The 12,636-nt window shown below is 58.9% G+C and carries 10 protein-coding genes; all 10 read left to right on the forward strand.

Translation table 11 applies throughout. The annotated features are described in order from the left end of the window. Window positions 1-350 precede the first annotated feature (350 nt). Window positions 351-3,020 (forward strand): DNA gyrase subunit A, encoded by a 2,670-nt coding sequence (gene gyrA / locus PMI18_RS16975; protein ID WP_007899725.1) that lies wholly within the window; start codon window positions 351-353, stop codon window positions 3,018-3,020. Window positions 3,021-3,248: 228 nt separating this feature from the next. After that, the gene (gene serC, locus PMI18_RS16970; protein WP_033036325.1) at window positions 3,249-4,334 is read left to right on the forward strand and encodes a 3-phosphoserine/phosphohydroxythreonine transaminase; all 1,086 of its coding nucleotides are present in this window, start codon (window positions 3,249-3,251) and stop codon (window positions 4,332-4,334) included. After that, window positions 4,334-5,428, forward strand: a complete 1,095-nt coding sequence (gene pheA, locus PMI18_RS16965; RefSeq protein WP_007899727.1) for a prephenate dehydratase — start codon at window positions 4,334-4,336, stop codon at window positions 5,426-5,428. The genes serC and pheA overlap by 1 nt, the downstream gene beginning before the upstream one ends. Before the next feature lie 12 nt (window positions 5,429-5,440). Then, the gene (gene hisC, locus PMI18_RS16960; RefSeq protein ID WP_007899728.1) at window positions 5,441-6,553 is read left to right on the forward strand and encodes a histidinol-phosphate transaminase; all 1,113 of its coding nucleotides are present in this window, start codon (window positions 5,441-5,443) and stop codon (window positions 6,551-6,553) included. Between the two features lie 28 nt (window positions 6,554-6,581). Then, window positions 6,582-8,789, forward strand: coding sequence for a bifunctional prephenate dehydrogenase/3-phosphoshikimate 1-carboxyvinyltransferase (locus PMI18_RS16955; protein ID WP_007899731.1), 2,208 nt, complete (start codon window positions 6,582-6,584; stop codon window positions 8,787-8,789). Further along, on the forward strand, window positions 8,786-9,475 hold the full coding sequence (cmk, locus tag PMI18_RS16950) for a (d)CMP kinase (protein WP_007899742.1): 690 nt from the start codon (window positions 8,786-8,788) through the stop codon (window positions 9,473-9,475). The genes PMI18_RS16955 and cmk overlap by 4 nt, the downstream gene beginning before the upstream one ends. 120 nt (window positions 9,476-9,595) lie before the next feature. Then, on the forward strand, window positions 9,596-11,287 hold the full coding sequence (gene rpsA / locus PMI18_RS16945) for a 30S ribosomal protein S1 (protein ID WP_007899744.1): 1,692 nt from the start codon (window positions 9,596-9,598) through the stop codon (window positions 11,285-11,287). Between the two features lie 315 nt (window positions 11,288-11,602). Beyond that, a complete protein-coding gene (locus PMI18_RS16940) occupies window positions 11,603-11,881 on the forward strand; it encodes a hypothetical protein (RefSeq protein ID WP_007899746.1) in 279 nt (92 codons plus the stop codon). Window positions 11,882-12,031: 150 nt separating this feature from the next. After that, window positions 12,032-12,328 (forward strand): integration host factor subunit beta, encoded by a 297-nt coding sequence (gene ihfB, locus PMI18_RS16935; protein ID WP_007899751.1) that lies wholly within the window; start codon window positions 12,032-12,034, stop codon window positions 12,326-12,328. Window positions 12,329-12,352: 24 nt separating this feature from the next. Beyond that, entirely contained in the window at window positions 12,353-12,592 is a 240-nt protein-coding gene (locus tag PMI18_RS16930) for a lipopolysaccharide assembly protein LapA domain-containing protein (RefSeq protein WP_007899754.1), read from the forward strand. Window positions 12,593-12,636 lie beyond the last annotated feature (44 nt).

The raw sequence follows: 12,636 nt of genomic DNA on the forward strand, positions 1-12,636 counted from the left end.
GCAGATCCAATGTGGGAGCGAGCCTGCTCGCGATGGGGCCCGATAGGCAACAAATACACTACAATCTCCCATGAAATTTGGCTCTAAGCCCCTCTCGTCCCCTTCAAGCCTGTCACCGGTCAACTAACTATGCTCCATGCGCATCTGGGGGATAGGTGCGTGGCGGCTCTTGTGATAACATCCGGCGGTTTCCAGGGTAGCCTGATGTGGCTGCCTTTACTGCGCAGATCCATGGCATAACTCGTTGATTTGTCGTAAGTCGGTGCATGGCACTCAGTCTGCATCGGCGAGCTTCGTTCGTCCCATATGGATGTGACGAAGTTTCACCAGAAAAAGGAATCAGGCTTCTCATGGGCGAACTGGCCAAAGAAATCCTCCCGGTCAATATCGAAGACGAGCTGAAGCAGTCCTACCTCGACTACGCGATGAGCGTGATTGTCGGGCGGGCACTGCCGGATGCGCGCGATGGCTTGAAGCCCGTGCACCGGCGTGTGCTGTTCGCGATGAGCGAGCTGGGCAACGACTTCAACAAGCCGTACAAGAAATCTGCCCGTGTTGTCGGTGACGTGATCGGTAAGTATCACCCTCACGGTGATACCGCGGTGTACGACACCATCGTTCGGATGGCGCAGCCATTCTCGCTGCGTTACCTGCTGGTAGACGGTCAGGGCAACTTCGGTTCGGTGGACGGCGACAACGCCGCGGCCATGCGATACACCGAAGTGCGCATGACCAAGCTGGCGCACGAGCTGCTGGCTGACCTGCACAAAGAAACCGTGGACTGGGTGCCGAACTACGACGGCACCGAAATGATCCCGGCGGTCATGCCGACCCGTATTCCCAACCTGCTGGTCAACGGCTCCAGCGGTATCGCCGTGGGCATGGCGACCAACATCCCGCCGCACAACCTCGGTGAAGTCATCGACGGTTGCCTGGCACTCATCGACAACCCTGAGCTGACCGTCGATGAACTGATGCAATACATCCCCGGTCCGGACTTCCCGACCGCTGCGATCATCAACGGTCGCGCCGGCATCATCGAAGCCTACCGCACCGGTCGCGGGCGCATTTACATGCGTGCCCGCTCGATGATCGAAGACATCGACAAGGTCGGTGGTCGTCAGCAGATCGTCATCACCGAACTCCCTTACCAGCTGAACAAGGCGCGTCTGATCGAGAAGATCGCCGAGCTGGTAAAAGAGAAGAAGCTCGAAGGCATCACCGAGCTGCGCGACGAGTCCGACAAGGACGGTATGCGCGTCGTGATCGAACTGCGTCGCGGCGAAGTGCCTGAGGTGATCCTCAACAACCTCTACGCCCAGACCCAGCTGCAAGCGGTGTTCGGTATCAACATCGTCGCGCTGATCGACGGCCGTCCGCGGATCCTCAACCTCAAGGACCTGCTGGAAGCTTTCGTTCGTCACCGTCGCGAAGTGGTTACCCGCCGTACCGTGTTCGAACTGCGCAAGGCGCGCGAACGTGGTCACATTCTGGAAGGTCAAGCGGTTGCCCTGTCGAACATCGACCCGGTCATCGCCCTGATCAAGGCCTCGCCAACGCCGTCGGAAGCCAAGGAAGCGCTGATCAGCACGGCCTGGGAATCCTCTGCGGTGGTCGCGATGGTTGAACGTGCCGGTGCCGATTCTTGCCGTCCAGAGACCCTGGACCCGCAATACGGTCTGCGCGAAGGCAAGTACTTCCTGTCGCCGGAACAGGCGCAAGCCATTCTGGAACTGCGTCTGCACCGTCTGACCGGTCTGGAGCACGAGAAGCTGCTGGCCGAGTATCAAGAGATCCTCAACCAGATCGGCGAGCTGATCCGCATCCTCAGCAGTGCCACGCGCCTGATGGAAGTGATCCGCGAAGAGCTGGAAGTGATCCGTGCCGAGTACGGCGACGTGCGCCGCACCGAGATTCTCGATGCCCGTCTCGACCTGACTCTGGGTGACATGATCCCGGAAGAAGAGCGCGTCGTGACCATTTCCCACGGTGGCTACGCCAAGACCCAGCCATTGGCTGCGTATCAGGCTCAGCGTCGTGGCGGTAAAGGCAAATCGGCGACCGGCGTCAAGGATGAGGACTACATCGCTCACCTGCTGGTCGCCAACAGCCACACCACGCTGCTGCTGTTCTCCAGCAAAGGCAAAGTGTACTGGCTCAAAACCTACGAAATCCCCGAAGCGTCCCGCGCTGCCCGTGGTCGTCCGTTGGTCAACCTGCTGCCGCTGGACAGTGATGAATACATCACCACCATGCTGCCGGTCGAGGAATACACCGAAGGTCATTTCATCTTCATGGCCACTGCCAAAGGCACTGTGAAGAAGACCCCGCTGGAATCCTTCAGCCGTCAACGCAGCGTCGGCCTGATCGCACTGGAGCTGGATGAAGGCGACGTTCTGATCTCTGCCGCCATTACCGATGGCGAGCGTGAAGTCATGCTGTTCTCCGACGGCGGCAAGGTCACTCGCTTCAAGGAAACCGACGTCCGCGCTATGGGCCGTACCGCTCGCGGTGTCCGCGGCATGCGTCTGCCGGAAGGCCAGAAGCTGATTTCCATGCTGATCCCGGAAGAAGGCAGCCAGATCCTCACCGCTTCGGCGCGTGGTTTCGGCAAGCGCACTGCGATCACCGAGTTCCCTGAGTACAAGCGTGGCGGTCAAGGCGTTATCGCCATGGTCAGCAACGACCGTAACGGCCGTCTGGTCGGCGCGGTTCAGGTGCTCGACGGCGAGGAAATCATGCTGATTTCCGACCAGGGTACTTTGGTTCGTACCCGTGTCGACGAAGTGTCGAGCCTGGGTCGTAACACCCAGGGCGTGACCCTGATCAAGCTGGCCAGCGATGAAACGCTGGTGGGCCTGGAGCGGGTTCAAGAGCCATCGGAAGTCGAAGGCGAAGAGCTGGAAGGCGAAGGGCTTGAAGGTGAAGAGGGTGCAGTGTTCGACGGTGAAGTCGTGATCGACGACGTTACCGAAGACCAGCAACTCGACGCCGCCGCTGACGAAGAGCCGCAAGAGTAAGCGGGCAAGCAGGGGGCGGATGAAGATTCGCCCCCTTGTTGTTTGTTCTGTTTGAAAATTTGCGACACTGCACAGGATCGTTCCCACGCTCTGCGTGGGAATGCCGCTCGGGACGCTCCGCGTCCCATGACGCAGAGCGTCATTGGATGCATTCCCACGCAAAGCGTGGGAACGATCATCCGCAGACCGAAAGATTTAAGTGACCACCAAATCAGAGCGAGATTGGATGTGAGCAAGAGAGCCTATAACTTCTGTGCCGGTCCTGCGGCGCTTCCCGAAGCTGTCCTGAAGCGCGCCCAGGGTGAACTCCTTGATTGGCATGGCAAGGGTCTGTCGGTCATGGAAATGAGCCATCGCAGCGATGAGTTCGTGTCCATTGCCACCAAGGCCGAGCAGGATCTGCGTGATCTGCTGAATATCCCCTCGAACTATAAAGTGCTGTTTCTGCAAGGTGGCGCGAGCCAGCAATTTGCTCAGATTCCGCTGAACCTGTTGCCGGAAAGCGGCACCGCCGACTATATCGACACCGGTATCTGGTCGCAGAAAGCTATCGAAGAAGCCTCGCGCTACGGCCACGTCAACGTTGCCGCCACCGCCAAGCCTTACGACTATTTCGCTATCCCCGGCCAGAACGAATGGAAGCTGTCGAAAGACGCGGCCTACGTTCACTACGCACCGAACGAAACCATTGGCGGCCTGGAATTCCAATGGATTCCGGAAACCGGCGATGTGCCGCTGGTCGCCGACATGTCCTCGGACATTCTCTCGCGTCCGGTGGATGTTTCGCGTTTCGGCATGATCTACGCCGGCGCGCAGAAAAACATCGGCCCGAGTGGCATCGTCGTGAACATCGTGCGCGAAGACCTGCTGGGTCACGCCCGTTCCATTTGCCCGACCATGCTCAACTACAAGGTCGCGGCCGATAACGGCTCGATGTACAACACCCCGCCAACCCTGGCCTGGTACTTGTCCGGTCTGGTGTTCGAGTGGCTGAAAGAGCAGGGTGGCGTCGAAGCCATCGGCAAGCTCAATGAAGTGAAGCAGCGCACGCTGTATGACTTCATCGACGCCAGCGGCTTGTACAGCAACCCGATCAACAAGTCGGACCGCTCGTGGATGAACGTGCCGTTCCGTCTGGCCGACGATCGTCTCGACAAGCCGTTCCTGGCCGGTGCCGACGAGCGCGGCCTGCTGAACCTCAAAGGCCACCGTTCCGTGGGCGGCATGCGTGCCTCCATCTATAACGCCGTCGATATCGTTGCGGTCAACGCACTGGTTTCGTACATGGCAGAGTTCGAGAAGGAACACGGCTAATGTCTGAGCAAGAACTCAAGGCACTGCGCCTGCGCATTGATGCTCTGGACGAAAAAGTCCTGGAGTTGATCAGTGAGCGCGCACGTTGCGCCCAGGAAGTTGCGCGAGTAAAGATGGCCTCGCTGGCCGAAGGCGAAGTGCCGGTGTTCTATCGTCCTGAGCGTGAAGCCCAGGTGCTCAAGCGTGTAATGGAGCGTAACCAGGGGCCGCTGGGCAACGAAGAGATGGCGCGGCTGTTCCGCGAAATCATGTCCTCGTGCCTGGCCCTCGAGCAGCCGCTGAAAGTGGCTTACCTCGGCCCTGAAGGGACCTTCACCCAGGCTGCAGCCATGAAGCACTTCGGCCACGCGGTGATCAGCAAGCCGATGGCGGCGATCGACGAAGTGTTCCGTGAAGTCGCGGCCGGTGCGGTGAACTTTGGCGTGGTCCCGGTGGAAAACTCCACCGAGGGTGCGGTCAACCACACCCTCGACAGCTTCCTCGAACACGACATGGTGATCTGTGGCGAAGTTGAGCTGCGGATTCACCATCACCTGTTGGTGGGTGAAAACACCAAGACCGACAGCATCAGCCGCATCTATTCCCACGCCCAGTCCCTGGCCCAGTGCCGTAAGTGGCTGGACGCCCATTACCCGAATGTCGAGCGCGTGGCGGTTTCGAGCAACGCCGAAGCGGCCAAGCGGGTCAAGGGTGAGTGGAACTCGGCCGCGATTGCCGGCGACATGGCCGCCGGTCTGTACGGGTTGACTCGTCTGGCCGAGAAAATCGAGGATCGTCCGGACAACTCCACGCGATTCCTGATGATCGGCAGCCAGGAAGTACCGCCGACCGGCGACGACAAGACCTCGATCATCGTCTCCATGAGCAACAAACCCGGCGCGCTCCACGAGCTGCTGGTGCCGTTCCACGACAATGGCATCGACCTGACGCGCATCGAGACCCGTCCGTCGCGCAGCGGTAAATGGACCTACGTGTTCTTCATCGACTTCGTCGGCCACCACCGCGACCCTCTGGTCAAGGGTGTACTGGAAAAGATCAGTCAGGAAGCAGTAGCACTCAAAGTGCTGGGTTCCTACCCGAAAGCAGTTCTCTAAGGGCGGTAGCAAATGAGTGGCAACTTCCTCGCTCTGGCACAGCCGGGCGTGCAACAACTTTCGCCTTACGTTCCGGGCAAGCCCGTGGACGAACTGGCCCGTGAGCTGAACCTTGATCCGGCCAATATCGTCAAACTGGCGAGCAACGAAAACCCGTTGGGTGCCAGTCCCAAGGCTTTGGCAGCGATTCGCGAAGCGCTGACCGAGCTGACCCGCTATCCGGACGGCAACGGTTTTGCGCTCAAGACCCTGCTGGCCGACCAGTGCCGCGTCGAGCTGAACCAGGTAACGCTGGGCAACGGCTCCAACGACATTCTGGAGTTGGTGGCGCGTGCCTATCTGGCGCCAGGCCTGAACGCGGTGTTCAGCGCCCATGCGTTTGCGGTCTATCCGATCGTCACCCAGGCCGTCGGTGCCCAGGCAAAAGTGATCCCGGCCAAAGACTGGGGCCACGATCTGTCGGCCATGCTCGCTGCGATCGATGCCGATACCCGCGTGGTGTTCATTGCCAACCCGAACAACCCGACCGGGACCTGGTTCGACGCCCAGGCGCTGGATGATTTCCTGCAGGACGTACCGGCCCATGTACTGGTGGTGCTGGACGAGGCCTACATCGAGTACGCCGAAGGCAGCGACTTGCCCGATGGCCTGGACTATCTGGCGGCCTACCCGAACCTGCTGGTCTCGCGCACCTTCTCCAAGGCCTATGGCCTGGCGTCGCTGCGGGTCGGCTATGGTTTGTCCTCGGTCATCGTCGCCGATGTGCTGAATCGCGTGCGTCAGCCGTTCAACGTCAACAGCCTCGCGCTGGCCGCCGCTTGTGCGGCTCTGCAAGACGTCGAGTACCTGGCCGAAAGCCGCCGCCTGAACGAGTCCGGCATACAGCAGTTGCAAGCGGGTTTCCGCGAGCTGGGGTTGAGCTGGATTCCATCCAAAGGCAACTTCATCTGTGTCGATCTGGGTCGCGTTGCGGCACCAGTGTTCGAGGGGTTGCTGCGTGAAGGGGTGATCGTGCGTCCGGTGGCCAACTACGGCATGCCGAACCACCTGCGTATCACCATCGGTTTGCCGGCAGAAAACAGCCGCTTCCTCGAGGCGCTGACCAAGGTTATGGCCCGTGGTTGATGTCACTGCGCTGCAATCTGCGCAACCTATGATCGGTCGCCTGGTGGTGGTTGGTCTGGGCTTGATCGGCGGTTCGTTTGCCAAAGGCCTGCGTGAAAGCGGTCTGTGTCGCGAAGTGGTTGGGGTCGATCTCGACCCGCAGTCGCGCAAGCTGGCGGTCGAGTTAGGCGTGGTGGATCGCTGCGAAGAAGACCTGGCGGCGGCTTGCCAGGGCGCTGACGTGATTCAGCTGGCGGTGCCGATCCTGGCCATGGAAAAGTTGCTCGCGCTGTTGGCGGGCATGGACCTGGGGCAAGCGATTCTGACCGACGTCGGTAGCGCCAAAGGCAATGTGGTGCGCGCGGCGACCGAAGCGTTTGGCGGCATGCCGGCGCGTTTCGTGCCGGGGCATCCGATTGCCGGTTCCGAGCAGAGCGGGGTGGAAGCCTCCAATGCCGAACTCTTCCGTCGCCATAAAGTCATTCTGACGCCGCTGGATCAGACCGACCCGGCCGCGTTGGCGGTGGTCGACCGGTTGTGGCGCGAACTGGGTGCCGACGTCGAGCACATGCAGGTCGAGCGTCATGACGAAGTGCTAGCGGCGACCAGCCATCTGCCGCACTTGCTGGCGTTCGGTTTGGTCGATTCGTTGGCCAAACGCAATGAAAATCTTGAGATCTTCCGTTACGCTGCGGGCGGTTTCCGCGATTTCACAAGAATCGCCGGAAGCGACCCGGTCATGTGGCACGACATCTTCCTCGCCAACCGCGAAGCTGTCCTGCGCACACTCGATACATTTCGCAGCGACCTCGACGCCTTGCGCGACGCGGTCGATGCAGGGGATGGGCACCAATTATTGGGCGTGTTCACGCGCGCCCGGGTTGCCCGCGAGCATTTCAGTAAAATCCTGGCCCGCCGGGCCTATGTGGACGCTATGAATTCCAACGATCTGATTTTCCTGGCACAACCTGGTGGCCGCCTGACTGGGCGGATTCGTGTACCGGGCGACAAATCGATTTCCCACCGCTCGATCATGCTCGGCTCCCTGGCTGAAGGCGTTACCGAAGTGGAAGGTTTCCTCGAGGGCGAAGACGCCCTGGCAACCTTGCAGGCCTTCCGCGACATGGGCGTCGTGATCGAAGGTCCGCACCACGGTCGTGTGACCATCCACGGCGTCGGCCTGCACGGCCTCAAACCTGCGCCGGGCCCGATCTATCTGGGCAACTCCGGTACCTCGATGCGTCTGCTGTCTGGCCTTTTGGCTGCGCAGAACTTCGATAGCACTCTGACCGGCGATGCTTCTCTGTCCAAGCGTCCGATGAATCGCGTGGCCAATCCGCTGCGTGAAATGGGCGCCGTGATCGAGACCGCTGCTGAAGGTCGTCCACCGATGACCATTCGTGGCGGCAACAAGCTCAAGGGTCTGACTTACACCATGCCGATGGCCAGCGCCCAGGTTAAATCCTGCCTGCTGCTGGCGGGTCTGTATGCCGAAGGCAAGACCACCGTCACCGAGCCGGCGCCGACTCGTGATCACACCGAGCGCATGCTGCGCGGCTTCGGCTATCCGGTGAGCGTCAACGGCGCGACTGCCTCGGTCGAGTCCGGCCACAAGTTGACCGCGACCCACATTGAAGTGCCGGGCGATATCTCGTCGTCGGCGTTCTTCCTGGTGGCGGCGTCGATTGCTGAAGGTTCGGAGCTGGTGCTTGAGCACGTCGGCATCAACCCGACCCGTACCGGCGTGATCGACATCCTGCGCCTGATGGGCGCTGATATCACTCTGGAAAACCAGCGTGAAGTCGGCGGTGAACCGGTAGCGGATCTGCGCGTACGGGCAGCTAAACTCAAAGGTATCGAGATCCCTGAGGCGCTGGTTCCACTGGCTATCGACGAGTTCCCGGTGCTGTTCGTGGCCGCTGCATGTGCCGAAGGGCGCACCGTGCTGCGTGGCGCCGAAGAGCTGCGCGTGAAGGAGTCGGACCGGATCCAGGTGATGGCGGACGGCCTGCTGGCTTTGGGCGTCAAGTGCGAGCCAACCCCGGACGGCCTCATCATCGACGGCGGCCAGATCGGCGGCGGTGAAGTGCACGGTCACGGCGATCACCGGATTGCCATGGCCTTCAGCGTGGCTTCGTTGCGCGCCACTGCACCGATCCGCATCCATGACTGCGCCAACGTCGCGACCTCGTTCCCGAACTTTCTCGCGCTGTGCGCGCAGGTCGGTATCCGTGTTGCACAAGAGGCTCAGTCGTGAAAAACATCGCACCGGTCATCACCATTGATGGGCCAAGCGGCTCTGGCAAGGGCACGGTCGCCGGCATGCTGGCCAAGCGCCTGGGCTGGAACCTGCTGGATTCCGGTGCGCTGTATCGATTGCTGGCGTTCGCGGCGCATAACCATGGCGTCGACCTGACGAATGAGGAGTTGCTCAAAAAGCTTGCCGCTCATCTGGATGTGCAGTTCATCGCAGCGACCGACGGTCAGCTGCAGCGCATTATTCTGGAAGGCGACGAAGTCAGCGATGTCATCCGCACTGAAAGTATCGGCTCGGGTGCCTCGCAAGTCGCTGCGTTGCCCGCCGTGCGCGACGCGTTGCTTCAGCGCCAGCGGGCCTTTCAGGAATCACCGGGTCTGGTGGCCGATGGCCGCGACATGGGCACGGTGGTATTTCCCGACGCACCGTTGAAGATTTTCCTGACCGCCAGTGCCGAGGAGCGTGCGCGCCGTCGATACTTGCAGTTGAAGGGCAAAGTCGATGGTGTTAGTCTGTCGAGTCTGCTAGATGAGATACGTGCGCGCGATGAGCGTGACACCCAGCGAGCGGTAGCCCCGCTCAAACCGGCGGCTGACGCCATCCAGCTGGATTCCACGGAATTATCCATCGATCAGGTGTTGGAACGCATCATGAGCGAGATCGCCATTCGCGATATCGCCGGGTGACCAAGAGGGCCGCAGGGGACCAGTCATAGTCCTGCGGTGGCTTCTTTTAAATGAAACTAACCCATACCGTCTGGGGTGTGGAGATGGGCGTATTCTTCGCCCTCATCAACAGGAATTAAAATGAGCGAAAGCTTTGCGGAACTCTTTGAAGAAAGCCTAAAAACCCTGAACCTTCAGGCAGGCTCCATCATCACCGGTGTTATCGTTGATATCGATTACCAGGCTCGCTGGGTAACCGTTCACGCTGGCCTGAAGTCTGAAGCACTCATCCCGCTTGAGCAGTTCTACAACGATGCTGGCGAGCTGAACATCAACGTCGGTGACGAAGTTCACGTTGCTCTGGACTCGGTTGAAGACGGCTTTGGTGAAACCAAGCTGTCCCGTGAAAAAGCCAAGCGCGCTGAATGCTGGATTGTTCTGGAAGCAGCCTTCGCAGCCGAAGAAGTGGTCAAGGGCGTTATCAACGGTAAGGTTAAAGGCGGCTTCACTGTCGACGTTAACGGCATCCGTGCGTTCCTGCCAGGTTCTCTGGTTGACGTCCGTCCAGTGCGCGACACCACGCACCTGGAAGGCAAAGAGCTGGAATTCAAGGTCATCAAACTCGACCAGAAACGCAACAACGTTGTCGTTTCCCGTCGCAGCGTCCTCGAAGCCGAGAACTCCGCCGAGCGTGAAGCTCTGCTGGAATCCCTGCAGGAAGGCCAACAAGTCAAAGGTATCGTCAAGAACCTCACCGATTACGGCGCATTCGTCGATCTGGGTGGCGTCGATGGCCTGCTGCACATTACCGACATGGCTTGGAAGCGTATCAAGCATCCTTCCGAAATCGTCAACGTTGGCGACGAGATCGATGTCAAGGTTCTGAAGTACGATCGCGAACGCAATCGTGTTTCCCTGGGCCTCAAGCAACTGGGCGAAGATCCATGGGTCGCTATCAAAGCCCGTTACCCAGAAAGCACTCGCGTTACCGCTCGTGTAACCAACCTGACCGACTACGGCTGCTTCGCTGAGCTGGAAGAAGGCGTTGAAGGCCTGGTGCACGTTTCCGAAATGGACTGGACCAACAAGAACATCCACCCTTCGAAAGTCGTACAAGTCGGCGACGAAGTGGAAGTTATGGTTCTGGACATCGACGAAGAGCGTCGTCGTATCTCCCTCGGCATCAAGCAGTGCAAATCTAACCCATGGGAAGATTTCTCTGGCCAGTTCAACAAGGGCGATAAAATCTCCGGCACCATCAAGTCGATCACCGATTTCGGTATCTTCATTGGTCTGGACGGCGGCATCGACGGTCTGGTTCACCTGTCCGACATCTCCTGGAACGAAGTGGGCGAAGAAGCCGTTCGCCGCTTCAAGAAGGGCGACGAGCTGGACACCGTTATCCTGTCGGTTGACCCAGAGCGCGAGCGCATCTCCCTGGGTATCAAGCAACTGGAAAGCGATCCGTTCTCCGAGTACGTTCAAGAGAACGACAAAGGCGCCATCGTTAAAGGCATCGTGAAAGAAGTTGACGCTAAAGGCGCCATCATCACTCTGGCCGACGATATCGAAGCGACTCTGAAAGCCTCCGAAATCAGCCGTGACCGCGTTGAAGACGCGCGTAACGTTCTGAAAGAAGGCCAGGAAGTAGAAGCCAAGATCATCAGCGTTGATCGCAAGAGCCGCGTAATCCAGCTCTCCATCAAGTCGAAAGACGATGCTGAAGAGAAAGAAGCCATCCAAAGCTTGAAAGACAAGCCTTCGGATAGCATCGCTGCTGGTCCTACCACTCTGGGCGACCTGTTGCGTGCACAAATGGAAAAACAGAACTGAGTTCTGTCAGACCATAGAAAAAGGGCGACTTCGGTCGCCCTTTTTTGTGTCTGCGATTTGGTGAACTCCAGGGGAGGGGCTGATGGCACCGCTTTTTTGTAGGAGCCAGGCTTGCCGGCGAAAGCGCTCTTGCGGACGCCTTCGCCGGCAAGCCTGGCTCCTACGAAAAGCAGTTTGCCCGCTGCATTATTTCTTTCGTGAAACCAATGATCTACATAAGCTGTCTGTAATTTCATACAGGTCAGTCGTCTATTCAAGGCTAGGCTTGGTATGAAGTGAACGCAGTCGGGCAGTGGCCTGGTATTAAGGAAGTGAATGAACAAGCTCATTGTCGTGATAGCAGTACTGACATTGGCGGGCTGTACCACAAGCGCCAAGACTCATGCGGTACGCGGAGTCAGTGGTATAGAGATCGATTGTTCAGGCTTGGGCTCCGGATGGGAGAAGTGTCACAAGAGAGCCGCCAAGGAGTGCAAGGGTGCAGGTTATAAAGTTGTCGTAAGGTCCGATGATGCGAAGGAGGAAGATGAATTCCCTTTCGGCTTCAATCCCGCGGGTTATCTGACGCGCACCATGCTGGTTATCTGTAGATGAAAGCCGGGTTTGAGCAATGTTCCGATGCTCTGAAATCGGGCACCTCATTACAAGGAAAGATATGTCAAAACTCGGGCTGTTCAAATTTCTCCGGGCATGCTAAAACCTTTGAAGCGCTTTTCCTAGCTGCTTGAAAAAGAAGGGAAAAATATGACGAAGTCGGAGTTGATCGAACGAATTGTCACCCATCAAGGGCTGCTCTCATCCAAGGATGTGGAGCTGGCCATCAAGACCATGCTTGAGCAAATGTCCCAATGTCTGGCCACTGGTGATCGAATCGAGATCCGTGGGTTTGGCAGCTTCTCCCTGCACTATCGCGCACCGCGCGTAGGTCGCAATCCGAAAACTGGTCAGTCCGTAAGCCTCGACGGCAAGTTCGTTCCGCATTTCAAGCCAGGCAAAGAACTGCGCGATCGCGTGAACGAGGAAGAGGAGGAGGGGCTTTGACAGCTGCACTTCAAGGAATCGCTGATGCGTAACCTCAAGCGTGTACTTCTCGCTGTATTTGCCATGTTGCTCGTTCTCGCGATCCTGGCGTTCGTTCTGGAGAACCAGCAAAGTGTGTCGCTGCTATTCCTGGGCTGGGCGGGCCCGCAGTTGCCAGTATCGCTGGTCATGGTGATTGCGCTGCTGATCGGTATGGTGATCGGGCCGATTCTCGGCTGGTTTCTGGGACGTACGTCCAGAGCTTCACGCAAGCGCCTTGTCTGATCGCGAGAAACCTGTGGTACGCGTTGAACTTGCATCCCGGCTTG

The sequence above is a fragment of the Pseudomonas sp. GM102 genome, assembly GCF_000282555.1.
Classification (GTDB): domain Bacteria; phylum Pseudomonadota; class Gammaproteobacteria; order Pseudomonadales; family Pseudomonadaceae; genus Aquipseudomonas.